Origin of the sequence: Citrobacter sp. R-1.5.2, from assembly GCF_035064245.1 — a bacterium.
Taxonomy (GTDB): Bacteria; Pseudomonadota; Gammaproteobacteria; order Enterobacterales; family Enterobacteriaceae; genus Citrobacter.
Window position 1 is genome coordinate 316,732 of sequence record NZ_JASEYC010000003.1, and the last position, 26,672, is coordinate 343,403.

30 protein-coding genes are annotated in these 26,672 nt (G+C 50.6%); 17 read left to right on the forward strand and 13 right to left on the reverse strand.

All coding sequences use genetic code 11. The features are described 5' to 3' along the window. Nucleotides 1-27: 27 nt before the first annotated feature. Entirely contained in the window at nucleotides 28-951 is a 924-nt protein-coding gene (locus QMN38_RS08430; RefSeq protein ID WP_323604833.1) for a LysR family transcriptional regulator, read from the reverse strand. A gap of 231 nt (nucleotides 952-1,182) precedes the next feature. Between QMN38_RS08430 and bssR the strand changes: the two genes are divergently transcribed. Next, nucleotides 1,183-1,566 carry a biofilm formation regulator BssR gene (gene bssR / locus QMN38_RS08435; protein ID WP_202039054.1) on the forward strand — a complete coding sequence of 128 codons (384 nt, stop codon included), beginning with the start codon at nucleotides 1,183-1,185 and terminating at the stop codon, nucleotides 1,564-1,566. Between the two features lie 102 nt (nucleotides 1,567-1,668). Further along, nucleotides 1,669-2,766: a PQQ-dependent sugar dehydrogenase gene (locus tag QMN38_RS08440; protein ID WP_271440618.1), complete on the forward strand. Its 1,098-nt coding sequence runs from the start codon at nucleotides 1,669-1,671 to the stop codon at nucleotides 2,764-2,766. A gap of 5 nt (nucleotides 2,767-2,771) precedes the next feature. On the opposite strand, the gene QMN38_RS08445 is transcribed toward QMN38_RS08440, so the two are convergent. Then, nucleotides 2,772-3,398 (reverse strand): glutathione S-transferase family protein, encoded by a 627-nt coding sequence (locus QMN38_RS08445; RefSeq protein ID WP_271449695.1) that lies wholly within the window; start codon nucleotides 3,396-3,398, stop codon nucleotides 2,772-2,774. A gap of 327 nt (nucleotides 3,399-3,725) precedes the next feature. On the opposite strand from QMN38_RS08445, the gene dacC reads away from it, so the two are divergent. Continuing rightward, complete coding sequence (gene dacC / locus QMN38_RS08450) at nucleotides 3,726-4,928, forward strand: serine-type D-Ala-D-Ala carboxypeptidase (protein WP_137384369.1); 1,203 nt, start codon at nucleotides 3,726-3,728, stop codon at nucleotides 4,926-4,928. Between the two features lie 48 nt (nucleotides 4,929-4,976). Here dacC and deoR read toward each other — a convergent pair whose 3' ends face one another. Beyond that, entirely contained in the window at nucleotides 4,977-5,735 is a 759-nt protein-coding gene (deoR, locus tag QMN38_RS08455; RefSeq protein WP_048212169.1) for a DNA-binding transcriptional repressor DeoR, read from the reverse strand. A 64-nt stretch (nucleotides 5,736-5,799) separates the two neighbouring features. Continuing rightward, nucleotides 5,800-6,408, reverse strand: a complete 609-nt coding sequence (gene ybjG, locus QMN38_RS08460) for an undecaprenyl-diphosphate phosphatase (RefSeq protein ID WP_271440619.1) — start codon at nucleotides 6,406-6,408, stop codon at nucleotides 5,800-5,802. Nucleotides 6,409-6,704: 296 nt separating this feature from the next. Here ybjG and QMN38_RS08465 point away from each other — a divergent pair, with 296 nt between their 5' ends. Then, nucleotides 6,705-7,937 carry an MFS transporter gene (locus QMN38_RS08465; RefSeq protein ID WP_323604834.1) on the forward strand — a complete coding sequence of 411 codons (1,233 nt, stop codon included), beginning with the start codon at nucleotides 6,705-6,707 and terminating at the stop codon, nucleotides 7,935-7,937. Nucleotides 7,938-7,963: 26 nt separating this feature from the next. Here the strand turns inward: QMN38_RS08465 and QMN38_RS08470 are convergent, their stop codons facing one another. The 3 genes from QMN38_RS08470 to QMN38_RS08480 form a co-directional block, all read right to left on the reverse strand. Next, nucleotides 7,964-8,245: a hypothetical protein gene (locus tag QMN38_RS08470; protein ID WP_271440620.1), complete on the reverse strand. Its 282-nt coding sequence runs from the start codon at nucleotides 8,243-8,245 to the stop codon at nucleotides 7,964-7,966. A gap of 107 nt (nucleotides 8,246-8,352) precedes the next feature. Continuing rightward, entirely contained in the window at nucleotides 8,353-9,168 is an 816-nt protein-coding gene (locus QMN38_RS08475; protein ID WP_271440621.1) for a Cof-type HAD-IIB family hydrolase, read from the reverse strand. Continuing rightward, nucleotides 9,168-10,376 carry an MFS transporter gene (locus QMN38_RS08480; protein ID WP_271454504.1) on the reverse strand — a complete coding sequence of 403 codons (1,209 nt, stop codon included), beginning with the start codon at nucleotides 10,374-10,376 and terminating at the stop codon, nucleotides 9,168-9,170. Before QMN38_RS08480 ends, QMN38_RS08475 begins: the two co-directional genes overlap by 1 nt. Before the next feature lie 85 nt (nucleotides 10,377-10,461). On the opposite strand from QMN38_RS08480, the gene QMN38_RS08485 reads away from it, so the two are divergent. After that, the gene (locus QMN38_RS08485; RefSeq protein WP_271440623.1) at nucleotides 10,462-11,010 is read left to right on the forward strand and encodes a TetR/AcrR family transcriptional regulator; all 549 of its coding nucleotides are present in this window, start codon (nucleotides 10,462-10,464) and stop codon (nucleotides 11,008-11,010) included. A 5-nt stretch (nucleotides 11,011-11,015) separates the two neighbouring features. Here QMN38_RS08485 and QMN38_RS08490 read toward each other — a convergent pair whose 3' ends face one another. Then, a complete protein-coding gene (locus QMN38_RS08490) occupies nucleotides 11,016-11,930 on the reverse strand; it encodes a LysR family transcriptional regulator (RefSeq protein WP_323604835.1) in 915 nt (304 codons plus the stop codon). A 102-nt stretch (nucleotides 11,931-12,032) separates the two neighbouring features. Between QMN38_RS08490 and QMN38_RS08495 the strand changes: the two genes are divergently transcribed. Then, a complete protein-coding gene (locus QMN38_RS08495) occupies nucleotides 12,033-12,947 on the forward strand; it encodes a DMT family transporter (RefSeq protein WP_323604836.1) in 915 nt (304 codons plus the stop codon). Nucleotides 12,948-12,960: 13 nt separating this feature from the next. On the opposite strand, the gene QMN38_RS08500 is transcribed toward QMN38_RS08495, so the two are convergent. The 4 genes from QMN38_RS08500 to QMN38_RS08510 all read right to left on the reverse strand — a co-directional run bounded on the left by QMN38_RS08500 (nucleotide 12,961) and on the right by QMN38_RS08510 (nucleotide 16,541). Beyond that, complete coding sequence (locus QMN38_RS08500) at nucleotides 12,961-13,758, reverse strand: SDR family NAD(P)-dependent oxidoreductase (protein WP_323604837.1); 798 nt, start codon at nucleotides 13,756-13,758, stop codon at nucleotides 12,961-12,963. Nucleotides 13,759-14,025: 267 nt separating this feature from the next. Further along, nucleotides 14,026-14,337 carry an outer membrane protein assembly factor BamE domain-containing protein gene (bamE, locus tag QMN38_RS08505; protein WP_052951303.1) on the reverse strand — a complete coding sequence of 104 codons (312 nt, stop codon included), beginning with the start codon at nucleotides 14,335-14,337 and terminating at the stop codon, nucleotides 14,026-14,028. A gap of 165 nt (nucleotides 14,338-14,502) precedes the next feature. Further along, a complete protein-coding gene (locus QMN38_RS26980; RefSeq protein WP_416348258.1) occupies nucleotides 14,503-14,637 on the reverse strand; it encodes a DUF6966 domain-containing protein in 135 nt (44 codons plus the stop codon). Between the two features lie 218 nt (nucleotides 14,638-14,855). After that, on the reverse strand, nucleotides 14,856-16,541 hold the full coding sequence (locus QMN38_RS08510; RefSeq protein ID WP_323604838.1) for an aspartate:alanine antiporter: 1,686 nt from the start codon (nucleotides 16,539-16,541) through the stop codon (nucleotides 14,856-14,858). A gap of 269 nt (nucleotides 16,542-16,810) precedes the next feature. On the opposite strand from QMN38_RS08510, the gene QMN38_RS08515 reads away from it, so the two are divergent. Continuing rightward, nucleotides 16,811-17,191, forward strand: coding sequence for an inner membrane protein YbjM (locus tag QMN38_RS08515; RefSeq protein ID WP_271456561.1), 381 nt, complete (start codon nucleotides 16,811-16,813; stop codon nucleotides 17,189-17,191). Between the two features lie 34 nt (nucleotides 17,192-17,225). Here the strand turns inward: QMN38_RS08515 and QMN38_RS08520 are convergent, their stop codons facing one another. Continuing rightward, complete coding sequence (locus QMN38_RS08520) at nucleotides 17,226-17,489, reverse strand: GrxA family glutaredoxin (protein WP_005123606.1); 264 nt, start codon at nucleotides 17,487-17,489, stop codon at nucleotides 17,226-17,228. A 177-nt stretch (nucleotides 17,490-17,666) separates the two neighbouring features. Here QMN38_RS08520 and QMN38_RS08525 point away from each other — a divergent pair, with 177 nt between their 5' ends. The 10 genes from QMN38_RS08525 (at nucleotide 17,667) to rlmC (ending at nucleotide 26,655) form a co-directional block, all read left to right on the forward strand. Beyond that, complete coding sequence (locus tag QMN38_RS08525; RefSeq protein WP_271440628.1) at nucleotides 17,667-17,957, forward strand: YbjC family protein; 291 nt, start codon at nucleotides 17,667-17,669, stop codon at nucleotides 17,955-17,957. Beyond that, nucleotides 17,941-18,663, forward strand: a complete 723-nt coding sequence (gene nfsA, locus QMN38_RS08530; RefSeq protein ID WP_323604839.1) for a nitroreductase NfsA — start codon at nucleotides 17,941-17,943, stop codon at nucleotides 18,661-18,663. The genes QMN38_RS08525 and nfsA overlap by 17 nt, the downstream gene beginning before the upstream one ends. 59 nt (nucleotides 18,664-18,722) lie before the next feature. Next, complete coding sequence (gene rimK, locus QMN38_RS08535; RefSeq protein ID WP_005123604.1) at nucleotides 18,723-19,625, forward strand: 30S ribosomal protein S6--L-glutamate ligase; 903 nt, start codon at nucleotides 18,723-18,725, stop codon at nucleotides 19,623-19,625. Nucleotides 19,626-19,715: 90 nt separating this feature from the next. Beyond that, complete coding sequence (locus QMN38_RS08540; RefSeq protein WP_202039038.1) at nucleotides 19,716-20,192, forward strand: type III secretion system chaperone family protein; 477 nt, start codon at nucleotides 19,716-19,718, stop codon at nucleotides 20,190-20,192. Nucleotides 20,193-20,622: 430 nt separating this feature from the next. Next, nucleotides 20,623-21,735, forward strand: coding sequence for a spermidine/putrescine ABC transporter substrate-binding protein PotF (potF, locus tag QMN38_RS08545; protein WP_048212156.1), 1,113 nt, complete (start codon nucleotides 20,623-20,625; stop codon nucleotides 21,733-21,735). Nucleotides 21,736-21,874: 139 nt separating this feature from the next. Beyond that, nucleotides 21,875-23,008 carry a putrescine ABC transporter ATP-binding subunit PotG gene (gene potG / locus QMN38_RS08550; protein ID WP_061067606.1) on the forward strand — a complete coding sequence of 378 codons (1,134 nt, stop codon included), beginning with the start codon at nucleotides 21,875-21,877 and terminating at the stop codon, nucleotides 23,006-23,008. Nucleotides 23,009-23,017: 9 nt separating this feature from the next. Then, the gene (gene potH / locus QMN38_RS08555; protein ID WP_323604840.1) at nucleotides 23,018-23,971 is read left to right on the forward strand and encodes a putrescine ABC transporter permease PotH; all 954 of its coding nucleotides are present in this window, start codon (nucleotides 23,018-23,020) and stop codon (nucleotides 23,969-23,971) included. Next, on the forward strand, nucleotides 23,968-24,813 hold the full coding sequence (gene potI / locus QMN38_RS08560; RefSeq protein WP_271440632.1) for a putrescine ABC transporter permease PotI: 846 nt from the start codon (nucleotides 23,968-23,970) through the stop codon (nucleotides 24,811-24,813). Before potH ends, potI begins: the two co-directional genes overlap by 4 nt. 59 nt (nucleotides 24,814-24,872) lie before the next feature. After that, nucleotides 24,873-25,361 carry a YbjO family protein gene (locus tag QMN38_RS08565; RefSeq protein WP_137384280.1) on the forward strand — a complete coding sequence of 163 codons (489 nt, stop codon included), beginning with the start codon at nucleotides 24,873-24,875 and terminating at the stop codon, nucleotides 25,359-25,361. Between the two features lie 166 nt (nucleotides 25,362-25,527). Further along, the gene (gene rlmC / locus QMN38_RS08570; RefSeq protein WP_323604841.1) at nucleotides 25,528-26,655 is read left to right on the forward strand and encodes a 23S rRNA (uracil(747)-C(5))-methyltransferase RlmC; all 1,128 of its coding nucleotides are present in this window, start codon (nucleotides 25,528-25,530) and stop codon (nucleotides 26,653-26,655) included. Nucleotides 26,656-26,672 lie beyond the last annotated feature (17 nt).

Genomic DNA, 26,672 nt, shown 5'->3' on the forward strand with positions numbered 1-26,672 from the left:
GGCGACATCTGGCCTCCCGGGAATTTATCACCGGGAGGTCGTTTGTAAATCAGTCAGAATGGGTGACAGTATTTTATGGGCCGCACCATCTTTGCGTGAAGAAGAAAACACACTAAATTGCGGTAATGGAAATGGTGTGTTTATCTTTTTAAGACCATACAGATGCGCGTGTGTTACGAATACCTTTTCCGGGATCACCCCTAAGCATTGGGTTGTGGACACAATAGTCAGTATTGCCGTAAAAGAAGAGGTCAGCAGACAACGTTCACCGGTTCTGAATTTTTTATCCACAATACTCCGGTGGTAAATTATTTTTTCATTCTTGGTATTGTAACCCACCAGATTGGCACTTCTGAACTGCTCCTCTGTAATTGCATTTCCGTATAACGTATTATTCTGCGAGGCGACGAGAACCAGCCGCATATCAGATATTTTCTGGCAGGTGATATTTCCTGACTCAACGGAAAATGTTGAAAACACCACATCAGCCTGGCGCATGTTTAATAACTCAACAATGCTCTGCTCGTTTAAATCAGCGGTGAGGTGCAGGAGACTGATATCCGCATCGGTATTGATTATTCTGGCCGTGACATCGGGAATAACAATCGGGGAAATAAATGACTCGGTATACAGCGTTAGCCTTTTTTTCGCCGCCGGAGAGGAAAGCGGCATCAGCGTCGATAGTTTGTCGATAATTGGGATCGTATTGTCATAAAGTTCATCAGAGTAGACGGTCGGCAACAGCGCGTTTCCGCTACGGACAAAGAGATTATCTCCCATCATTTCTCGCAGTTTTCGTAGTGACTGGCTAACGGCAGAAGGTGAAATGTTCAGCATGTCAGCGACTCTGGAAATACTACCCACGCTATAGATCAAACAGAAAATTGTCAGCAAATTCAGATCGATTTTGGATAGTGTGCGTATTTTTTCTGCATCACTTGCTTTTGACATACATCCCTCATAATCAGCGCTATGGCAGTAATCACTTCAGGTATAGCAAAAAATGTTCGGTATACCAGAAACGCGATGTTTTGCGTAAGTGCAACACCTGCATCAGGCCGAAAGTTGTAACATTGTAAATTATGTTAATCAATTAGGCTTTATTGATATAGAGCATCAATTTGTTCAAAAAACAACCATACTATTAAGTTGCACCATGGTTGGAAAGAGGAGGAACAAGGTATGGTTGTTGACAGACTGAGAACCGATCTTCTCAACAAATTGATAAACGCCCGTATCGATCTTGCCGCTTATCTGCTGTTGAGAAAAGCGAAAGGCTATATGTCAGTCAGCGAGAGCGATCGTCTGCGTGATAGCTTTTTTGAACTGAATCGCGAATTGCACGATCAATCACAGCTCCACGGTATGCATCTTGATCAGGAAGAGTGGAATGCCCTTCGTCGTGCTGAAGGGGCGTTAGCCGCCACCGCTGTTTGTCTGATGAGTGGACATCATGATTGTCCGAACTTTATTGCCGTTAACGCAGAGAAACTGGAAAACTGCCTGACAACGCTGACGCTGAGTATCCAGAGTTTGCAAGCTTATTCAACGCTGGAACACATCTGAACCAGGGGGAGAGCGCTCCCCCTTTTCGTTAAGATTATGTAAAGGTGGCGGGATAATTCCCCTTGCTGGCTACGCTTTAAGCAGAGCCATTAAGGAGGTGCTATGCGTCGACTCTTTCTCTGTGTTGCCTCATTGGCGTTGCTTTCCCCCTATGCCGCTGCCGTCAAGGTGGAGGTCCTGCAAACCAAACTCGACCACCCGTGGTCGCTGGCCTTTTTACCGGATAATCGCAGTATGCTGATTACGCTCAGAGGAGGGCAGCTTCGGCTCTGGCAACCCGATAAGGGGCTTTCCGATCCACTGACTGGCGTCCCTAAGGTTTGGGCGAATGGCCAGGGCGGCTTGCTCGATGTGGTGTTAGCGCCGGATTTTGCCCAATCCCGGCGGGTATGGATTAGCTTTGCGGAAGCTGACAGTGAAGGGAAAGCCGGAACAGCAGTAGGCTACGGGCGGCTAAGTGACGATCGTAAACACCTGCAGGGCTTCCAGACGGTATTCCGCCAAATGCCTAAGTTATCAACCGGGAACCATTTTGGCGGGCGTATGGTATTTGATGGCAAAGGTTATCTGTTTATAGGCCTTGGCGAGAATAACCAGCGCATAACCGCTCAGGAGCTGGATAAATTACAGGGCAAAGTAGTTCGACTAACAGACGAGGGCAAAATTCCACCGGATAACCCGTTTGTGAATCAGACTGGCGCGCGGGCTGAAATATGGTCGTATGGCATCCGTAATCCGCAGGGGATGGCGATGAATCCCTGGAGCGATGCGTTGTGGCTCAACGAGCATGGTCCGCGTGGCGGAGATGAGATCAATATCCCCGAGAAAGGTAAAAACTATGGGTGGCCAATCGCGACATGGGGCGTTAACTACAGTGGTTTCAACATACCCGAAGCAAAAGGCTCTATTGTGGCGGGCACCGAGCAGCCTATCTTTTACTGGGAAAAATCACCTGCTGTCAGTGGGATGGCCTTTTATAACCACGATACGTTCCCACAGTGGCGACACAAACTGTTTATTGGCGCGCTGAAAGAACAGGGGGTGATTGTGTTAAGCGTGAAGGGCAATACAGTGACGGAAGACGGGCGAATTTTGCATGACAGAGGGCAGCGAATCCGCGATGTGCGCGTCGGACCAGACGGCTATTTGTATGTATTAACCGACGAGTCCGACGGGGAATTACTGAAAGTCAGTCCCTGACAGGATTAGCTGACCGGGATCATCACGACTTTCTGGAATGCCGGGCGCTCGGTGAGCTGTTGATACCAACGTTCCAGGTGAGGGCGCGGCGTCCAGCTCAAGCCGACATTAAACAGGTTATAGATGAACGGCGCGACGGCGATGTCCGCAGTGCCAAATTCAGCGCCAGAGAACCATGCCCGGTCGGCCAGTGCGTTGTCGAGAATGGCAAACAGGTTATCGCAGACCTTCGCACCGGCCTCGATGGCTGTCTGGTCGCGTTGATCGGCAGGGGTTCTGACCAGACCAAATAAGATTACCCGATGTGCAGGGCTCAGCGTCTGGTTAGCCCAGTCCATCCATTTTTCGCCCTCGGCGCGTTTCGCCGGGGCGTCAACCCACAGTCGTTTTTGCCCGTACTGGGCTGCGAGGTAGCGGACAATGGTATTGGATTCCCACAGCAATACGTCTGTTTCGTCATCGCGTAGCAGTGGAACCAGCCCGTTAGGGTTCATCGCCAGATAGTCTGCGTCATGATTTACGCCATGCTGTCCGCCAGCCAGAATTTGGCTGTACGGCAGTTCCAGTTCTTCGAGTGTCCACAATACTTTTTTTACGTTGGTCGAATTATTGCGACCCCACAGTGTAATCATAGTAACCCCGCAAATTAATTGAGCAGCGTTATGGCTGCATTCTCTATCTGACTCGCTCACATGGTGGGGTAAACCTAATATTTACGCAACAAGGCGCAAAAAAATCGTGATGAGAGCAGCGCAGCGCAGCGTTATTGCATAAACTTTAAAAACTTTACCAACTTACGGTTTCTTTAAGCTCGTTAGTGCGTTATTACTCACCGCACTTATTTTACACGTCATCCATCAGAACTTTTCTGTATGGTTGGCTGAGGCAACTTGGCCGGTTTTGTGTAAACACGGTGTGGTATGACGTGGTTTTTTGGAATGGATACTCGGGTGGCATTTATGACGCAATACTTCTCTTCCCTACGCAGCCTTGCTGCAGGTTCAGCACTGTTAATCCTTTTTGCGCCGACCGTACAGGCGGCGGAACAACCAACGGCCCCGCCGAGCGTTGACGCACGTGCGTGGATCTTAATGGATTACGCCAGCGGCAAAGTGCTGGCGGAAGGTAATGCCGATGAGAAACTGGACCCCGCCAGTCTGACCAAAATTATGACCAGCTATGTGGTCGGTCAGGCGCTAAAAGCCGGGAAAATTAATCTGAATGACATGGTTACCGTCGGGAAAGATGCCTGGGCTACCGGGAATCCGGCTCTGCGCGGCTCTTCTGTGATGTTCCTCAAGCCTGGCGATCAGGTTGCGGTGTCCGATCTGAACAAAGGCGTGATCATTCAGTCTGGTAATGATGCCTGTATTGCGCTCGCTGATTATGTTGCCGGAAGCCAGGAATCGTTTATTGGTTTGATGAACGGCTATGCGCAAAAACTGGGACTGACGAACACGACTTTCCAGACGGTACATGGCCTGGATGCCGCAGGGCAGTTCAGTACCGCGCGTGATATGGCATTGTTGGGTAAAGCGTTAATCCACGATGTGCCGGAAGAGTACGCCATCCATAAAGAGAAAGAGTTTACCTTTAATAAAATTCGCCAGCCAAACCGTAACCGCCTGCTGTGGAGTACCAACCTGAATGTGGATGGTATGAAAACGGGCACCACGGCGGGAGCCGGTTATAACCTGGTTGCATCCGCGACACAGGGCGATATGCGTTTGATCTCCGTGGTGCTGGGGGCAAAAACCGATCGCATTCGCTTTAATGAATCCGAAAAGCTGCTGACATGGGGTTTCCGCTTCTTTGAAACCGTTACGCCGATTAAACCGGATGCCACCTTTGTTACCCAACGTGTCTGGTTTGGTGATAAGAGTGAAGTCAATCTGGGCGCTGGGGAAGGTGGGTCTGTGACCATTCCGCGCGGTCAGCTGAAAAACCTGAAAGCGAGCTTTACCCTGACAGAGCCACAACTGACCGCGCCACTGAAGAAAGGCCAGGTTGTGGGGACAATCGACTTCCAGTTGAACGGAAAATCGATTGAACAGCGTCCGTTGATGGTGATGGAAGCGGTGGAAGAGGGGGGATTCTTTAGCCGGATGTGGGACTTCGTTATGATGAAATTCCACCAGTGGTTTGGTGGCTGGTTCTCTTAATTGCTGATGCCGGATGACGAGGTGATAGCACCGTCATCCGGCACAAATTCAGTACATCAATTTGATATGTTGCGCTTTGGCATACTCGACAAACGCATCATCCGGGCGGTTATCGCTAATGATGGTATCAAAGCGTTTTAATTCGCCCATCCTCGCGGGACGCACCTTCCCAAACTTGCTGTGATCAACCACCAGAACATGATACTGCGCCATCGACATCGCCCAGTGTTTAACCGGCAATTCCTCGAGGTTAAAACAGGTTGCGCCTTTATCGATATGCACGCCGGCTGCAGAATAAAAAGCGATATCCGGGCAGACGTTATTCAAGGTTTCCTGAAAATCGAGTGGCTTGAAAATAGCATTACTGGCGTGGAATTCGCCGCCACATAAAATGACGCGGCACTGTGGTTTCTCCTGCAACACCAGAAACGTATTCAGTGAATAGCATATTGCGGTGAACGGTAGTTCATTATCGATCGCTTCAATGATCCACGGCGTTGTTGTTCCGCAGTCGAAGAAAACGGTCTGATGCGCCTGGACAAGGCTGGCAGCCTGCTGCGCTGCCCGGCGTTTTTCATCAACCAGGCGGGATTTTTGATCGCTGATTAAATAGTGGCTGGCACTACGGGGTTCCAGAACAATATAGCCCCCAAGCAGTACGACCGGGGCCGTGTTATTATTCAGATCGCGACGAATGGTCATTTCTGATACACCCAGCAGTGTCGCGGCTTCTTTAAGGTGTAATTTATCGCTGCGTTTTAGCGCCTGCAGTAATTGACCAATACGCTCGTCGCGTCGAGTTTCCATAGATCCCCTGGAGAGTAGAATACGTGCTCAGTTTCGCGCTTAATACTACTCTCTTTACCGTGGGTTAGTCACGTACCCAGCCTTTACGAATAGGCAGGGCGAAGCAGGTGCGATAGCAGGTTTGCAAACCGTGGTACAGGGTTTTGCCGAATCGTTGCCAGATCATCTGGGCGCTCAGGCAACCGATCAGACCGGCCAGTAACCCCCCCAGCATATCCAGCGGCCAGTGTACGCCGAGGTAAACACGCGACCAGGCAATCGCCACGGCGACGACCATCAACAGTGCTCCGGACCACAGGCGGTGCCAGAACAGGAAGGCCAACGCGAAGGTAAAGATAACCGTACCGTGATCGCTCGGGAAAGAGTCATCTGCAGCATGGTGCAGGAAGTTGTAGCCGATATGATTGACGAATGGCCGGTCGTGAGGGAATAAATGCCCCATGAACCATGAAATGGTCAGACCGACTGCCAGCGCAATCGCCATTTTTATGACCAACTGGCGCTGGATGGTCACGCGGTTTTGCGGTCCCCAAAGCCAGAGAATGATCGCCAGTAGCGGTACGATGCTAATCAGATCTTTGGCAATAAAAATGGCGAGCGAGATCGTCCATTGCGCAGAGTCCGGCGTGGCGTTGATCAGGTAAAAAAGCGAGTTGTTCAGATTTTCCAGCATAACATCCAACTCAATGTAATCGTTAAAAAGGCCCCTATTGGGGGATCATAAAATTGCTTTCAGGCGATAAAAAGCGGTCTTGTCCTATTTGTCTGTTAAATGACGCTTTTTAAGACAATTAATGAGGCTTATTGAGCATGATAGCGGCCTCAACTTAAATTAACCTTAAAACAAAAAGCTATCGTGCAATTGAGTGTAAAAATGTGCGCATTTTGCTTTCAAATCACATAATTCACTATCACCAGTACGGCGCATTTATTACACTTTGCGCGTTTTTTCATTTGTTAAGAGATTGCATGCAGAACCGTTTATCTTCAGGCGCCCGTTTGGGGCGTCAGGCATTACTTTTCCCTCTCTGTCTGGTGCTTTACGAATTCTCTACGTATATCGGTAACGATATGATCCAACCCGGAATGTTGGCGGTGGTGGAGCAATATCAGGCCGGTTTAGATTGGGTTCCAACGTCCATGACCGCTTATCTGGCAGGCGGCATGTTTTTACAGTGGTTGTTAGGGCCGCTGTCGGATCGTGTTGGTCGTCGTCCGGTGATGTTAACCGGGGTGGTTTGGTTCATTGTGACCTGCCTCGCAACGCTGTTTGCACAAAATATTGAGCAATTTACTTTCCTGCGATTTTTACAGGGAATTCGCCTGTGCTTTATTGGCGCGGTAGGTTACGCCGCCATTCAGGAGTCCTTTGAAGAAGCGGTGTGCATTAAAATCACTGCGCTAATGGCGAACGTAGCATTGATTGCACCGCTTTTGGGGCCGTTGGTTGGAGCCGCCTGGGTACACGTCCTTCCGTGGGAAGGCATGTTTGTCCTGTTTGCCGCACTGGCTGCAATCGCCTTTTTCGGCCTGCAGCGCGCGATGCCGGAAACGGCTACCCGTCTGGGCGAGAAGCTTTCCATCAAAGAGTTGGGCAAAGATTATAAGCTGGTGCTAAAGAATGTGCGTTTTGTCGCAGGTGCACTGGCATTGGGCTTTGTCAGTCTGCCATTGCTGGCGTGGATTGCGCAGTCCCCGATCATTATTATCAGTGGCGAACATCTCAGCAGCTACGAATATGGCCTGCTTCAGGTACCGATTTTTGGCGCACTGATTGCGGGTAACCTGGTGCTGGCGCGTCTGACATCACGCCGCACGGTGCGCTCGCTGATTATCATGGGGGGCTGGCCAATCTCCGTGGGATTGATCATTGCCGCCGCGGCCACGGTTGTTTCTTCTCATGCGTATCTGTGGATGACGGCAGGTTTAAGTCTTTATGCGTTTGGCATTGGCGTGGCGAATGCCGGGTTGGTGCGCCTGACGCTGTTTGCCAGTGAAATGAGCAAAGGAACCGTTTCAGCAGCAATGGGTATGCTGCAAATGCTGATCTTTACCGTCGGTATTGAGCTGAGCAAACATGCTTATCTGCTGGGTGGAAACGGCTTGTTCAGTCTGTTTAATCTGGCGAGCGGTGTGCTGTGGTTGATTCTGATGGTTATCTTCCTGAAAGATAAACGGGTAGGGAATTCCCGGGAAGGTTAAAGCCCGGTTTCCGGGCTTTGCAATCATTAGTGATGGTCGTCAATCTGATGCTCAATGACCATCCCTTCACCTACGCTGGCAACATGACGCGCATACGGATGTGCGCGGTAAACAGGGGCTGGAGTGGCTGCCGGAGCAACATAAACCGTTTGCGGGGCAGTAGTGACACTGACCGCCTGCGGAACGTTGACGGAAGAAGGAACGACCACCACTTTGTACCCGCTTGGCACATCAACAGTAACATTCTGCGCAAATGCTGTTCCTGCAAATCCCAGCAACACTGTTGCCATCAGTACACTTTTCTTCATAATTCGCTCGCCTGAAATATTCACTGGAGTTAATAATCCAGCGGGTTAATTTGAGGCGGATTATGAATAGATCATGCCATCATTTTGTTGCCGTCTGTGCTGATGCGTTAACGAGTAAAGGGCGCTTCATTTTTTAGTACACGATCTATGACATTCAGCACGCCTTCTTCGTTATTCGAACCCGCACGATATTTTGCTGCCTGAACAACAGGTTCGTGAGCGTTGGCCATTGCGAAGCTAAATCCGGCCTGGCGTAGCATCTCAATATCATTTCCACCATCACCAAATACCACGACCTCATCGTCGCTGATATTCCAGCGTTGTTGCAGCAGACGTAAACCGTTGGCTTTATGAACGCCCGGAATAATTAAATCGATACTGCCGTAACCGGTATGCACCGGTACCATAATGTCGCCAATCGCCTCATGAAGATCTGCCTGCACCTGGGGAATGCGATCGTCAGAGATATTCAGCCCAAACTTGAAGAATACATCGTTGATGTTGTCGAAGTTATCGACAAATTCAAGACGGTGATAATACATGGCAGAGATGGATTTATGCTCATCGCTGTACTGTTTCAGAGTGTAGGCGCTGTTTTTACCGCAGGCGATAATCTCGATGTCTGCGCGGGTTAGCAGATGCTCCACGATGGTCTGGAAATCGTCTTTAGCCAGTTCACCGTTAAAAATATCTTCCCCTTCGCTGACCACCCAGCCCCCGTTTTCTGCCACAAATGAGATTTCATTGGCCAGTTCGGGGAAAAAAGAGATCAGCTGGTAATACTGATTGCCGCTGGCGACCACAAAGCGGATCCCCTGCGCTTTCATTTGACGGTACTGCGCCATAAACCGCTCGCGGTTATAGGTCTTTTGGTCACTTAAAAACGTGCCATCCATGTCTACTGCAATTAACTTGATACCCATTAGCCGTTCTCCATCACAGTTGTATTTTTGACATCCGGTTTAGCCACAGCCTTCGCAACGATGGCCGCGACAAGCACCAGCGCCAGCACAACCAGCATGGCGCTGCGCAGGCCATAGTGTTCACCCAAATAACCCAGCAGCGGCGGACCGACCAGGAATGCCAGATAGCCAGTAGTCGCAACAACGCTCACGCGGGTTGGCGCATCAGGGCCGGTATCGCTGGCGGCCGAAATGGTCAGCGGGAAGCCGAGAGAAGCCCCTAGTCCCCAAAGGATCACCGAGACGCCTGCCACCCATGAGCTGTCGACAAAAATGATCAGGCTGATGCCGAGCGCGCCCATCAGTGCACTGGCGCGGACTACTGCCACACGGCTGTAGCGGTCGATGAACCAGCCACCGGTGAAGCGCCCGACGGTCATACCGAGCGTAAAGCCGGCATAAATCAGCGATCCGGATGTCGGGCTAAATCCATGCCCATCAACCATCAGCAAGGGAAGCCAGTCGTTGGCGGAACCTTCGGCAAACGCCATCGCCAGCACCACGACGCCAATCAGCAGCAATTGAATATCGCGATAGAATGGCAACCCTTTTTCAACGGCGTGCGAACCGTCAGTCGCATTCTTACCTGTGCCGTCGGGGATAGCCTTAATAGCGATAAAAATAGGGGTAATAGCCACCATCGCCGCCAGCAGAATATGTGCCGTCGCTGGGACGCTGACGGCGGTAAGTACCATGCCAACACCTGCGCCAGCTAGCGTTCCCAGGCTGTAAAAACCATGCATCATCGGCAGCACAGTTTTGTTCATTTCACGCTCAACCGCTGCGCCTTCGACGTTGATTGCAACTTCAGCAGCGCCAAAACTGGCGCCAAACACGCCCAGACCAAACGCAAACAGCCATGCGGAATGCAACCATAATGCGAGGCTGAGAATTGCCATGCCCAGAACCGCGCATGACATGGTGGTGCGGATGACGTTTCGTGTGCCAAATCGTTTCACCAGCCAGGCCGAACAAAGAATGCCGCTCATCGAGCCAATTGAGAGTCCAAACAACACCGCGCCCATTTCGGCGGTGGAAATAGAGAGGATATCTCGGATGGCAGGAGTACGCGTCGCCCAGGAAGCCATTAACAAACCTGGTAAAAAGAAGAACGTGAAAAGCGCCCACATACGGCGTCTTAAGGCTTTGCGTGATGAGATGCCAGTCATGAATTCGAGCCAAAGAAAAGAGGGAAGAAGACAACATTAGCAAGGTTGTGTACATTTGTACACAAATGCAAAAAGAGGTAATGCAGTGCGACGCGCGAACGACCCACAACGACGGGATAAAATAGTCCAGGCCACGCTGGATGCGGTTATAATCCATGGTATTCATGGGGTTACACACCGGAAAATCGCCATGATTGCCGAGGTACCGCTGGGCTCAATGACCTATTACTTTTCGGGAATAGATGAGCTTTTAATGGAGGCCTTCGCGCGTTTTACTGACACCATGTCTGTGCAATATCAGGCATTTTTTGCCGGTGTTGAAAATGCGTCACAGGCCTGCCATGCCATTACCGATATGATCTATAGCTCCCAGGTCACGACGCCTGGCAATATGGAACTCATGTACCAATTGTATGCGTTTGCCAGTCGTAAACCGGCGTTAAAGACGGTTATGCAAAACTGGATGTTACGCAGTCAGCAGACGCTGGAACAGTGGTTCGAGCCGGTAACTGCACGCGCGCTGGATGCGTTTCTTGAAGGTATGACGCTGCATTTTGTCACGGACAAAAAACCGCTATCGCGGGAAGATATTCTGATGATGGTGGAACGCATTGCTGGCGTGCCGCAGAAGTAAAATCATTAGAATGGCTTGTCGAGGCGGGAAATCGCCTGACGTAAAAAGTCGATGACTTTCATCGCCTCTATTGTCAGCGGTTGAGCCGCTGTTTTTACCGTCCCGACGTCCATCCAGGTAATAAAATCATCAATTGTTCTGTGCATGACGCGCAGGCCATCCAGCGACCACGGGCGATAAACCAGATCAGATAAAATGGTTATTCCTCTGCCTTTAGCGACCAGGCTTCTTATTGCCTCAAAAGAGTTGCTGCGAAAACAGATATTGGGCGTATAGCCACGCTGCCGCCAGTAATCGATGATCACGTCAGGGTATTTATCGGTTTCCAGCAGTAAAAACGGCTGCTTTACGACATCAGTAAGGTGGATCGAGGGCTGGCTCTGGAGCGGATGTCCAACAGACGTCCACAGGCGGCGTTGTGAACGAATGAACGTTTCGATTTCCAGATCGGTGTCGTGGCTGATATTTGAGGTCAGGAGCAGGCAAAAATCGACTTTCTGTGCCCGTAGCGCCTGTACCAGTTCTGGTGCTGTGGCCTCATGAAATACGATCTCCAGCAGTGGGAAACGTCGTTCAATATCGTTGAGTATATCCGGGATAAGATAGGCAGAGAGCGTTTCGGCAATGCCTATACGCACCGTACCGGTGAGAATTTCGCTTCGGTCATGCAAAGCGTCAACGGCAGAACGGCTGCTGTTGATGATGTTGCAGGCATGTGCCAGAAAGCGCTCGCCCTCGGCGGTGAACTTCACGCCTTTGGGGTAACGTACAAATAGCTGCACGTCTAATGCTTCTTCCAGATTCCGCATGGCAATGGTCATTGATGACTGAGAAATATGGCAGCGCGCAGCAGCTTTGGAAATTTGTAATGTTTCTGCAAGTGCGATGTAAAACTCAAGTTGCCTTAGCGTTAATTTCATAGTTTTAATCTATGCACACGGATGAAAACGTTATATTAGCATTCATTCTGACACCGCCGTAGCCTTGTTGCCACATCGTACACCTGACAATAAGGCGCAAATATGCCCTATCTTTTACTCAGTCTGGCTGCCTGTTTTTGGGGTGGGAACTATGTGGTCGGCCATATATTGGTTGCCGACGTTAATCCCATCGTTTTATCAGCAGCACGCTGGATAGTTACCGCATTGCTATTGATGGCGCTTTATTTCCGACAGATCGCCGTGCAGTGGCCCGCGATGAGAAAATCCTTTGGTACTATCGTGTTCCTCGCGTTATGTGGTCAGGTTCTTTTCCCCTTAACGTTGTATATCGGTCTGCAATATACAACATCGCTCAATGCGGCGATTTATATGTCCACCACACCGGCTCTCGTCCTGTTAATCAATAAGTTCTTTTTTAGAGAGCGGATCTTTGCGCGTAATATTGCTGGCGTGATCCTCAGTACCGTTGGCGTTATCTGGTTGATATCACAGGGTGATGTGATGCATACGCGGGTGTTTGAACACCTGAACCAGGGCGATTTCTGGACGATGGGGTCAGCGCTGAGCTGGGCGGTCTATTGCGCTTTTTTACGCATTAAACCGGTTGAGGTAAAGGGAAACGCCTTTGTCGCCGTGAGCGCCCTGCTAGGCGCGATGGTGCTTATTCCAGTATTGGCTCTGGAGTTGATACACAATGGTATGCCGGGCTGGAATAGCTATGCAAATACAGGCGTTATTACTGGGCTGGCATATCTTGTTATCTTTCCTTCCTGGCTGTCATATCTGTTATGGAACAAAGGGATTAGCACCATTGGTGCAACGCGCGGAGAGATCTATTCACACTTGATTCCACTGAGTGGCGGATTATTTAGCGTGATATTTTTGCACGTCACTCTGCATTCATACCATCTGGTCAGCGCGTTGGTTATTATGTGCGGTATAGCATTGTGTTCCCGCCCGAGCGCAAAAAAAGGCTCGCTGCAGCGCATGGCGTGAAAGAGCGGGTAAATTAGCTTACGGTTGCGCCCCCGGTAATATTTACCACCGTAGCGGTCATTGCTCCGGCATGGTCTGAAGCCAGAAAGGCTGCAACCTCAGCGATTTGTGCAAGCGTAGGCAGGCGTCCGATCATGGTGCTTTGTGCTGCACCGCCTAACCATTGTTCGACGGTTAAACCCATTGATTGCGCTTTAGCGGTGAAAATCTCCCCGGTATAGGAACCGGCCGCTACCGCGTCCACAATCGCATGCGAGCGCACGCCGACGACGCGAATGTTTATCGGTCCCAGTTCGCTGGCGAGTGCTTTAATAAAGGCCTCTGTTCCCGCACAGCCGACAATATGGCCGAGATGCCCAGGCATCGCCATCGGGGCCGCGGGCGCGACAACGGTGAGAATGACGCCCGCTCGATTGCCGCCCATGTGCGGCGTTACGGCTTTTGCGATATTGAACTGCGCCGAAAGGAAAGGGGTGATACCGCTCATAAACTCAGAGAGGGATAATGCGTCGATGCGCTTGCCTTGTTCATGCATAAAGCCGGTCGCGTTAACCACCACATCAATTCCACCGATTTGCTGTACCAGGCGGGTAATTTGTGTTGAGGTGTCGTGCTCGTCGAGCACATCGGTGATAAACGTATCGACAGTACCCCCCGCCATTCGCAGGCGACTGGCCGCCAAATCAAGCTTTTCCTGACTGCGCGCGCCCAGGTACACATGGGCACCTTCGCGTGCCATGGCCTGCGCAACCGCACTACCAATAGCCCCGCTGCCGCCGAAGATCACTGCGACTTTGTCAGTAAGTAACATTGCTAACCCCTATTATGGAAACAGCACAGTTTAAAAGTATGTGCCATAACCGGCATGCTGCAAATTAGAGGGGGAATGGGTGATAAAGAGGTGACGAGAGGCAAATTTCAGGCAACAAAAAAACATTTATGTAAACGGGTTAGTAAAAACAACGACTTGCAAGATAATCAATAAGTTAGGTTGGTGGTGAGAGGTGGCGACTACGGGGCATTGCCAACCGCTGCCGCCACTAAAGTTTAACTAACAAATGTCATAAGAGTGCGCGTATTAAAATACCACAACACCTTTGACGGGAGCGCCTGCACCACGGATTTCGCCGCTTCCATAAGAGACGACTTTCCCGTTTTCAAAGGTAACGTAGTAATCACCCTTATCCCATCCCCAACCAGATGTTAACCGGTTGCTGTACTGGATTTGTTCGCTGTTACCTTTAACTGCATCACCATCAGGGGTTCCAAGCAAATCAATTACTTGTTGTTTTGTCATGCCAACCTGAACATTGTGAATTTTTTCACCAGTAGTACAGCTTGCTAAAACTGCTACGGTAAAGCCGATCATCATTAATTTTTTGAAGTTCATTTTCAGTCTCTATGGATTGTGAGCAGTAATTATTTACCAACCAAAATTATGTGATATTGATCACGCACTAGATGATTCAATTATTCCCTGGCTCATTTTTGATTGTCTGCACAAGAGGAACCCTCTGGCTCTTTGCTGATCAAAATGCTGCGGTTCTTTTTGCCCTTAGTTCTGACACCTGTAAGGTGTGTTTCGGTGGTTCAGGTAATCCAGGTTGTCATTTTCACGTATTAATGGCATTCCATTTGTATGCAGAATCACGTCGTTAAAAGATCCCATACCGGCGTAAAGTCCCTTCAGGGAGTGCTATCGCCACACATGAAGTAAGCGATTGATTGGAAGGGGTATGAATTTCAGGCAACAAAAAACCCATCAACCTTGAACCAAAACGGCGGGGTTGATGGGCTCCACAAATTGGGGACATCAAAGAAAAGCAGTGGCAATAGTTATGACTGACGCCTTTAAGAAAAGTTCTGCTTACCTGCAAAAAATTTTCATTAAAAGCAAAAAAAACAGTTCTAACCAATGCCAGGCCAGATGATGACGATGAGTGTCCCCGCCAGCGTCAACAGAACGTTAGCAATCGCGTATGTGCCCGCATAGCCTAAAGCCGGAATGTTGCTGCGCGCGGTATCACTGATGATTTCCATTGCTGGCGCACAGGTACGCGCCCCCATCATCGCCCCGAACAGCAGGGCCCGGTTCATGCGTAATATGTAAGCACCAAATAAGAAACAGATGATCACTGGAACCAGGCTGACAATTAGACCTGAAATCAGCATCTGGCCACCCACTGCGCCGAGGCCATTACCAATGCCGCTACCTGCGCTTAAACCGACACCAGCCATAAAGACCATCAGGCCAAACTCTTTGACCATGTTCAGCGCACCTTGAGGGATGTAGCCAAACGTTGGATGGTTAGCACGCAGGAAGCCCAGCATAATTCCGGCAAAGAGCAACCCGGCCGCGTTGCCGATACCGAAGCTGAAGTTACTGAACTGGAAGGTGATCATCCCGATCATCAGGCCAATAATAAAGAACGCGCAGAAAGCCAGCAGATCGGTCACCTGGCTGTGAATTGAAATAAAGCCGATACGATCGGCAATGGTTTTCACACGGCGCGCATCGCCACTGACCTGTAATACATCGCCTTTATTAAGTACGACGTTGTCGTCAATGGGCATCTCGATCTGGCTGCGGATCACGCGGTTCAGGAAGCAGCCATGGTCAGTCAGCTTCAACTGGGCCAGACGACGACCTACGGCATTGTGGTTTTTCACCACAATCTCTTCGGTGACGATACGCATATCGAGCAGATCGCGATCGAACACCTCTTTACCGTTACGGAAACTGGGGTCGAGGCGAGCATGAGCATCCGGATAGCCCACTAAGGCAATTTCATCGCCCATTTGCAGCACTGCGTCACCGTCCGGGTTGGCCAGAATACCGTTGCGGCGGATACGCTCAATATAACAACCAGTCTGGCGGTAGATGCCCAGCTCGCGCAGATTTTTCCCGTCAGCCCATGCAACCAGCTCTGGGCCGACACGGTAGGCGCGGATCACCGGCAGATAAACCTTACGGTTGGCGTCAGTGTCCAGCCCGCGCTCACGCGCGATTTGTTGGGCGCTGGTTTGCAGATCCTGATGCTGCAGTTTTGGCAGATAGCGAGCACCCACAATCAGACTGACCAACCCAATTAAATAGGTGAGGGCGTAACCCAGGCTCAGGTTATCAAGGGCGGTGGATAGCTGTGTACCTTCCATTCCTGAATGGCGCAAAGTATCGCCCGCGCCGACCAGAACGGGCGTAGACGTCATTGAACCAGCCAACATGCCTGCCGTCAGGCCGATATCCCAGCCAAATAGCTTACCCAGCCCCAGGGCGATCAGCAGTGCGCTACCGACCATCACCAGTGCAAGCATCAGGTAATTTTTCCCATCGCGAAAAAAAATCGAAAAAAAGTTGGGACCGGCTTCCACCCCGACACAAAAAATAAACAGCATAAAGCCAAGATTTAATGCGTCAGTGTTAATACTAAAGTGCTGCTGACCTAATAATAGGGAGACCACTAAAACGCCAATGGAATTACCGAGTTGGACTGAACCCAGGCGTAATTTACCCAGACACAGGCCCAGAGCCAGGACCACAAATAATAACAGGATGTAATTCCCATTTAACAAATCTGCGACGTTTATATTCACGGAGGCTAACTTCTTGTTTACTAGTAAGCTATTGAAAGAAATGGCAATTTACGCTAATGTTTTTGCCAGAAATTAAGGGGCGACAGCATCGTACACAGCCCCAAATAATGCAGCACAACAATATATGCGGCTAGTTTAATCTCATTACGTATCAACGGCTATAAGAATCGTGTGGGTGTGTTTTTGGCATGGAATGCCGAGTAACTTTATCTGACTGGACGCCTGCGGGCGAAAAGAGTGTTCGATAGAGAGGATGTCAGGAGGAACGATTGAAACATAAGCAAAGTTGGGCGGGTGCGATCTGCTGCTTTGTGCTCTTTATTGTAGTGTGTCTTTCATTGACGCTGAATATGAAAGGCGCATTTAGAGCGGCTGGGCATCCTGAGGTCGGGTTGTTATTTTTTATACTGCCTGGCGCTGTGGCAAGCTTTTTCTCCCACCGTCGGGAAGTGCTCAAACCCCTTCTTGGTGCAATACTGGCAGCACCGTGTTGCTTGTTACTGATGCGGTTCGTTTTTATGCCGACGCGTTCGCTGTGGCAAGAGGTGGCATGGCTGTTCAGTGCCGTGTTCTGGTGTGCGCTTGGGGCACTGTGTTTTTTATTTATCAGTAGTTTATTCAACCAGCGTCAGCGGCGGAAAAAAAACTGATGACGCCCTCCAGCGGAGGGCGTAGAAACAGCTATCAGGCGAACAGATTCATATTCTCTTTTGCCCACGCTTCAAAATCCGTGCAGCCGCCGATGTGTTGTTGATCAACGAAAATCTGCGGAACGGTCTCAACTGGCTTACCTACCGTTTTTTCCAGATCGGCTTTAGTAATCCCTTCGGCATGGATATCAATGTAGCGGAAGTTAAAATCGTCATGCTCATTGCTCAATTTTTCTGCTAATTCTTTTGCGCGCACGCAATACGGGCACCCTGGGCGACCAAAAATAACGGCAAACATCTCTATCTCCTCGAACTTATCAGGCCGGATGGCGAATGTTGTTATGATGCCGCGATTTGTGACGGATGGAAAGTAGGTTCAGCCTGTTGCTTTGATATCCTTAGTCTATGCCGCATTTTTGTTAAACATGGGCAGTCGGAACGTTTTACACTAAGCGCCATTTATCGGGAGGCACCTATGCGCACAGTGGGCGTGTTACCCAAAAGCGTATTGATTCTGGAAATCATCGGGATGATTTTGTTATCGCTGGCGCTGCTGTCGCTTAACGATTATCTCACTTTACCCGCACCGCTAAACGGGCCATTGGCCTGTGTGGTAATGATATTTCTGGGTGTACTGTTGATGCTTCCCGCCGCAGTGGTATTGATGTTGCGCATTGCGCAGCTGTTGGCACCGCAGCTGATGTCGCGTGCTCCCGACGCTTCTTCCCATTCAGCCAGAGAAAAAAAAGATGACTCCAACCATTGATTTACTTCGCAGCCACCGTTCCATTCGCCATTTCACCGATGAAGGTATTTCCGATGCACAGCGGGAGGCGATTATTGCTGCCGCCCAAGGGACATCAAGCTCAAGTTTTTTGCAGTGCACGACGATAATTCGTATTACCGATCAAAATCTGCGTGCGTCCCTGGTGACCTTATCCGGCGGACAAAAGCACGTCGCTCAGGCCGCCGAGTTCTGGGTTTTTTGTGCTGATTTTAATCGCCATTTGCAGATTTGCCCCGAGGCGCAACTGGGGCTGGCTGAGCAACTCTTGCTTGGCGTGGTTGATACGGCGATGATGGCGCAAAATGCGCTGACAGCGGCTGAATCACTGGGTCTCGGTGGTGTGTTCATTGGCGGCCTGCGTAACAATATTGAGCCGGTAACGGAATTGCTGATGCTGCCGAAACATGTTTTGCCGCTGTTTGGCCTGTGTCTCGGCTGGCCTGCGGATAACCCGGACATCAAGCCCCGGCTGCCAGCAACACTGGTGGTGCATGAAAACCAGTACCAGCCGCTCGATCAGGATGCATTGTCGCAATATGATGAACAGCTTGCGCAGTACTATCTGACCCGGGGTAGCAACACGCGTCGCGATACCTGGAGCGATCATATCCGCCGCACCATCATTAAAGAAAGCCGCCCCTTTATCCTGGAATATTTACATAAACAGGGATGGGCGACGCGCTAAAGCGTTTAACCCAGTGTATGATACGCCAGCTTTTACCAGGTCTTTTAGAGAGGTGCAGGGTGAAAATTGCCATTTTGTCCCGGGATGGAACGCTCTATTCTTGCAAACGCCTGCGTGAAGCGGCGATGCAACGCGGTCACCTGGTTGAAGTTATCGATCCTCTTTCTTGTTATATGAACATTAGCCCGGCGGCGTCTTCTATCCATTATAAAGGCCGTCAGCTTCCCCATTTTGACGCGGTCATTCCACGAATTGGCTCAGCCATTACCTTCTATGGTACGGCAGCACTACGCCAGTTTGAGATGCTGGGTAGCTACCCGCTGAATGAATCAGTAGCGATTACCCGCGCACGCGATAAGCTGCGCTCGTTACAACTGTTGGCGCGACAGGGTATTGACCTGCCGATTACCGGAATAGCCCACTCGCCGGACGATACCAGCGATATGATTGATATGGTCGGGGGTGCGCCGCTGGTGGTGAAGCTGGTGGAGGGGACTCAAGGGATCGGTGTGGTATTGGCCGAAACGCGCCAGGCCGCAGAGAGCGTAGTGGATGCATTTCGTGGTCTGAATGCCCATATTCTGGTCCAGGAATATATCGAAGAGGCGAAGGGGCGAGATATTCGCTGTTTCGTGGTGGGCGATGAGGTGGTTGCGGCGATTGAGCGGCGGGCTAAAGAGGGCGATTTCCGTTCTAACTTGCATCGCGGCGGAGTTGCTACGATTGCCAATATCACGCTGCAGGAAAGGGACATTGCGCTTAAAGCGGCCCGCACGATGGGGCTTGACGTTGCTGGCGTCGATATCCTGCGTGCAGAACGCGGACCGCTGGTTATGGAGGTCAACGCCTCTCCAGGGCTTGAAGGCGTGGAGAAAACCACTGGGATAGATATTGCTGCGCGAATGATCCAGTGGATCGAGCGTCATGCTACTCCTGAATTTTGTCTTAAAATCGGCGGCTAAACGCAATATCGATAGCGATCGTGGTATGACACGGTCTTTTTGCGTAAGCTGTGCCGGTAATTTTTTCATCAATAGAGGTCGCACATTATTATGACATCACTGGTCGTTCCCACTCTGGATACGTTGCGTCAATGGCTCGACGACCTGGGCATGAGTTTTTTTGAATGTGATACCTGTCAGGCGCTGCATCTACCGCACATGCAGAACTTCGACGGCATTTTTGATGCAAAAATTGATCTGGTGGATAACGTCATTCTGTTTTCCGCGATGGCGGAAGTCAGACCTTCAGCGCTGCTACCGTTGGCCGCCGATCTGTCCGCTATCAATGCGAGCTCGCTGACGGTAAAAGCCTTTCTGGATATGCAGGATGATAATCTGCCAAAGCTGGTGGTTTGCCAGTCTTTATCCGTTATGCCGGGTGTGACGTTTGAACAGTTTGAATGTTTTGTGCGTCAGAGCGAGGAACAGATATCGATGGTGATCCTTGAAGCCGGGGCACATCAGTTATTGTTTAACGCCGAAGAAGACGGGCAAAACAGCAACGCAGAGGTTCATTTCCTCCACTAATAGTTCCTGAATATGGGGACCTATAGCGCAGCCGCTGCCAGAGCGGTTGCGTATTTCACGTTTTTATTCTGCATTTAACCTTTTCTTAAAGAATTATTCACTTCGATTCCGCCCCTTCCGCTTTACGTCATAGACAAAACCTGCATAAAAAATTGATAAAAGACGTTTTTTTATCTGGGCTATATCCACAATTCCTGGCTAAAGTTATTCTTGCAAAGCTTGTAAACGTCACCGTTCAATTTGCCCATTATGAGCTATCTGTAGCTGTATGCATGTTGAATGAGCCAGCGGATATCAGCGAGCAATAGCGGCGGGGAGAGAGACCACTCTTTCATTGATGCCGCATGAAATAATATGCACGTTTCTTGCATATCATTAGAGTGTGACTTTTTTGTTCGTTTGTTAACGAACTTTCAGAAGGAAAGAGATTATGACCGCCTTAAATAAAAAATGGTTATCAGGCCTGGTTGCAGGTGCTCTGATGGCCATCTCTGCCGGCACGCTCGCTGCTGAACAAAAAACACTGCATATTTATAACTGGTCTGACTATATTGCTCCGGACACGGTGGCTAATTTTGAGAAAGAGACCGGCATTAAAGTCATTTATGATGTATTTGACTCCAATGAGGTGCTGGAAGGTAAGCTCATGGCTGGCAGTACTGGTTTTGACCTCGTTGTCCCGTCAGCCAGTTTCCTCGAACGGCAACTGACTGCGGGTGTATTCCAGCCCCTGGATAAGAGCAAACTGCCTGGCTGGAAAAACCTCGATCCTGAACTGCTGAAACTGGTGGGTAAACACGACCCAGACAATAAGTTTGCTATGCCGTATATGTGGGCAACCACCGGTATTGGCTACAACGTGGATAAAGTTAAAGCGGTGCTGGGTGCGGATGCCCCGGTTAACAGTTGGGATTTGATCCTGAAACCGGAGAATCTGGAAAAACTCAAAAGCTGCGGTGTCTCTTTCCTCGATGCGCCTGAAGAAGTGTTTGCTACTGTGCTGAACTATTTGGGTAAAGATCCAAACAGTACTAAAGCGGATGATTACACTGGGCCGGCAACCGATTTGCTGTTGAAACTGCGTCCGAATATTCGTTATTTCCACTCCTCGCAATACATTAACGACCTGGCAAATGGTGATACCTGTGTCGCGATTGGCTGGGCAGGGGATGTATGGCAGGCTGCAAACCGCGCGAAAGAAGCGAAAAATGGCGTCAATATCTCCTTCTCGATTCCCAAAGAGGGGGCGATGGCGTTCTTTGATGTGTTCGCGATGCCTGCAGATGCGAAAAACAAAGACGAAGCCTACCAGTTCCTCAATTACCTGCTGCGCCCTGATGTGATTGCGCATATTTCCGACCACGTGTTCTACGCCAATGCTAATAAAGAAGCGACGGCTCTGGTCAGCCCGGAAGTTCGTGATAACCCAGGTATCTATCCGCCGGCGGACGTGCGCGCGAAACTGTTCACACTGAAAGTTCAGGATCCGAAGATCGATCGTGTACGTACCCGTGCCTGGACGAAGGTGAAAAGCGGGAAATAACCCGATGTTCGGGACACGACCCGGCGGTGCTTGTGCCTGCCGGGGATGTCGCGATCCCGAACACACAAAACCCGGCAATACGCACCAATAAGGTGCGTTATTTGCACCGTTTCTTTGTTTTATGCCGGAGAGCACTTGAGTGAATGATGCAACCCCACGCCCACAAGCGAAAATCCGTAAGGCGCTGACCCCGCTGCTTGAAATTCGCAACCTGACGAAGTCATTTGACGGTCAGCATGCTGTCGATGACGTCAATCTCACTATCTACAAAGGCGAAATATTTGCCCTGCTTGGTGCATCCGGTTGTGGTAAATCAACCCTGCTGCGCATGCTGGCGGGGTTTGAGCTGCCAACCACTGGGCAAATCATGCTGGACGGTGTCGATCTGGCGCACGTTCCACCTTATCTGCGTCCAATTAATATGATGTTTCAGTCCTATGCTCTGTTTCCACATATGACGGTGGAACAGAATATTGCCTTTGGACTCAAACAGGACAAGCTACCGAAAGCGGAAATCGCTAGCCGGGTGAATGAGATGCTCGGGCTGGTGCACATGCAGGAGTTCGCCAAACGTAAGCCGCATCAGCTTTCAGGCGGTCAGCGTCAGCGTGTGGCGCTGGCCCGGAGCCTGGCCAAACGCCCTAAGCTGCTGTTACTGGATGAACCGATGGGCGCTTTGGATAAAAAACTGCGTGACCGCATGCAGCTGGAAGTGGTTGATATTCTTGAGCGAGTAGGGGTGACCTGCGTGATGGTGACGCACGACCAGGAAGAAGCCATGACCATGGCGGGCCGTATAGCCATCATGAACCGCGGAAAATTTGTGCAGATTGGCGAGCCGGAAGAGATCTACGAGCACCCGACCACCCGTTACAGCGCTGAATTTATCGGTTCGGTAAATGTTTTTGAAGGGCTGCTAAAGGAGCGTCAGGAGGACGGTCTGGTGATTGATTCTCCAGGGCTGGTGCATCCGCTAAAAGTGGATGCTGATACTTCCATTGTCGATAACGTACCGGTGTATGTCGCGCTTCGTCCGGAAAAAATCATGCTCTGTGACGCTCCTCCACCGGATGGCTATAACTTTGCGGTGGGCGAGGTGGTGCATATTGCCTACCTGGGTGATTTGTCTGTGTATCACGTGCGTTTAAAAAGCGGCCAGATGTTGAGTGCCCAGCTGCAAAACGAACATCGCTATCGCAAGGGGCTACCGACCTGGGGTGACGAGGTACGTTTGTGTTGGGATGCAGACAGCTGTGTGGTGTTGACGGTTTAAGGAGTAAAGATGAGTACACTTGAACCTCCGGTACGTGCCGAAAAAGCGAGCCGTTTCACGCTGTATATGTCGCAGTTGCAAATGAAACATGGTCGCAAGCTGGTGATCGCGCTGCCGTATGTGTGGCTGGTTCTCCTGTTTTTATTGCCGTTTCTGATTGTCTTCAAGATAAGTCTGTCAGAGATGGCCCGGGCGATACCGCCATACACAGACCTTGTGGCATGGGCCGATGGTCAGCTCTCTATTACGCTCAATTTAGGTAACTTCCTGCAACTGACGGATGACCCGCTCTATTTCGATGCTTATCTGCAGTCTTTGCAGGTCGCGGGGATTTCGACGATCTGCTGTCTGTTGTTGGGGTACCCACTGGCGTGGGCGGTGGCACACAGTAAGCCTTCTACACGCAATATTTTGCTGTTACTGGTGATCCTGCCTTCCTGGACCTCTTTCTTGATTCGCGTCTATGCCTGGATGGGGATCCTGAAAAATAACGGGGTGCTGAACAACTTCCTGATGTGGCTGGGCGTTATCGATCAGCCATTGACGATCCTGCATACCAACCTGGCGGTTTATATCGGTATTGTTTATGCCTATTTGCCCTTTATGGTGCTGCCGATTTATACCGCACTGACGCGCATTGACTATTCGCTGGTGGAGGCGGCATTGGATCTAGGCGCACGGCCATTGAAAACCTTTTTTAGCGTGATTGTGCCGTTGACAAAAGGCGGGATTATCGCCGGTTCAATGCTGGTGTTTATCCCGGCAGTAGGGGAATTTGTTATTCCGGAACTGCTTGGGGGGCCGGACAGCATTATGATCGGCCGTGTGCTATGGCAGGAGTTTTTCAATAACCGTGACTGGCCGGTGGCGTCTGCTGTTGCCATCATCATGTTGCTGTTACTGATTGTGCCAATCATGTGGTTCCATAAGTATCAGCAGAAAAGCGTGGGGGAACACGGATGAATAATTTGCCGGTCGTCCGCTCGCCGTGGCGGATCTTTATCCTGGTCGTGGGGTTTACGTTCCTGTACGCCCCTATGCTGATGTTAGTTATCTATTCGTTTAACAGCTCCAAGCTGGTGACGGTGTGGGCGGGTTGGTCAACACGCTGGTACGGTGAACTTTTCCACGATACTGCAATGATGAGTGCCGTCGGCATGAGTTTAACGATTGCTGCCTGTGCTGCGACGATGGCAGCCATTCTGGGAACGATTGCTGCCGTAGTGATGGTTCGTTTTGGCCGTTTTCGTGGTTCGAATGGTTTCGCCTTTATGATCACCGCGCCGCTGGTCATGCCGGATGTCATTACCGGTTTATCATTGCTGTTGCTGTTTGTGGCCCTCGGACATGCAATTGGCTGGCCAGCCGATCGCGGTATGTTGACCATCTGGTTGGCGCACGTCACCTTCTGTACGGCGTACGTAGCGGTAGTGATTTCCTCGCGTTTGCGCGAACTGGATCACTCCATTGAGGAAGCGGCGATGGATCTCGGTGCGACACCGCTGAAGGTCTTTTTCGTCATTACGCTGCCGATGATTATGCCGGCGGTCATTTCCGGTTGGTTACTGGCCTTTACGCTGTCACTGGATGATTTGGTTATCGCCAGCTTTGTTTCTGGCCCTGGGGCGACAACCTTGCCAATGCTGGTATTTTCCAGTGTGCGTATGGGGGTTAACCCAGAGATCAACGCACTGGCGACGTTGATCCTTGGCGTGGTAGGAATTATCGGATTTATCGCGTGGTATCTGATGGCGCGAACAGAAAAACAACGGATACGCGATATCCAACGTGCAAGACGCGGCTGAAAAAACTAAAATCTGCCAATCTGTCTATACGGCGCAGCTGTGGTGGTTGCGCCGTTTTCATGGAAGACGACGCGTTGGGATTTTTTAAGAAATCATCCACATCACATGCCCGCTTAAACGTCCCTGCTTTGGTGCAGGTGGCGGCGCTGGCTATCATCATGATCCGCTGTCTCGATCTGTTGATGATTTTTAATACGCTTGGGTTCCGTGGAACCAGTGAGTTTATTCATCGCAGTGTGCAGACCTGGAATTTGACGCTGGTATTTCTGGGCAGTCTGGTGCTGCTGTTTATCGAAATTTTCTGCGCATTTTCGCTGGTCAAAGGACGGAACTGGGCGCGCTGGATCTATCTGCTGACCCAGATTATCGCTAGCGTCTATCTGTGGGCGGCTTCGCTGGGCTACGGATATCCGGAACTGTTCAGTATTGCGGGGGAGTCCAGACGTGAAATTCTGCATACGCTGGTGATGCAAAAATTGCCGGATATGCTGGTGTTGCTACTGCTGTTTATTCCTGCGTCCAGCAGGCGGTTTTTCCGTTTGCAATAACGCGCATACCCTAAATAATTCGAGTTACAGGAAGGCGGCAAGTGAATGAATCCCCAGGAGCTTACATAAGTAAGTGACTGGGGTGAGTGAGCACAGCCAACACACCTGTAACTTGAAGTATGACGGGTATATAATCTTCGCCCCCTGTTAATTTGTAGGTCTTTGTATGCAGTGCGCACTTTATGACGCCGAACGCTGCCGCTCTTGTCAGTGGATAACACAACCCATAGCCGAACAACTCTCTGCAAAAACAGCTGATCTGCAGAATCTGCTGGCCGATTTTTCGGTCGGGGAATGGTGCGCGCCGGCCAGTGGTGCGGAAAGCGCGTTTCGTAATAAAGCCAAAATGGTGGTCAGCGGCAGCGTGGAAAAACCGCTGCTGGGAATGCTGCATCGTGACGGTACGCCTGAGGACTTGTGCGACTGTCCGCTCTATCCTGAGTCTTTTGCGCCTGTATTTTCCGCGCTTAAGCCGTTTATCGCTCGTGCGGGGCTGACGCCCTATAACGTGGCGCGCAAACGCGGGGAGCTGAAATATCTGCTGTTAACGGAAAGCCGATACGACGGCGGTATGATGCTGCGTTTTGTCCTGCGTTCTGACGCAAAACTGGCACAGCTGCGCGCGGCGCTACCCTGGTTGCAGGCACAACTCCCACAGTTAAAAGTGATCACTGCCAATATTCAGCCGGTGCATATGGCGATTATGGAAGGGGAGGCAGAAATCTTCCTAACCGAACAACAGGCGCTGGCGGAACGCTTTAACGATGTACCGTTGTGGATCCGCCCGCAGAGCTTCTTCCAGACTAACCCGGTGGTGGCGGGACAATTATATGCCACGGCGCGCGATTGGGTGCGTCAGCTTCCGGTTAATCATATGTGGGATCTGTTTTGCGGCGTCGGGGGCTTTGGTCTGCACTGCGCCACACCGCAGATGAAACTGACGGGGATTGAAATTGCACCAGAGGCGATTGCCTGTGCGAAACAGTCTGCGCAGGAGCTTGGGTTGCAGAATCTGCATTTTCAGGCGCTGGATTCAACCCAGTTTGCTACCGCTCAGGGCGAAGTACCGGACCTGGTGCTGGTGAACCCGCCGCGTCGCGGGATTGGCAAACCGCTGTGCGATTTTCTTTCCCAAATGGCGCCACGTTTTATTGTTTATTCCAGCTGTAATGCGCAAACCATGGCGAAGGATATTCGCGAGTTGCCAGGGTATCACATTGAACGTGTTCAGCTTTTCGATATGTTTCCGCACACTGCACACTATGAAGTGTTGACGCTGCTTAGCCGACAATAACTGCCATGCCTGATGGC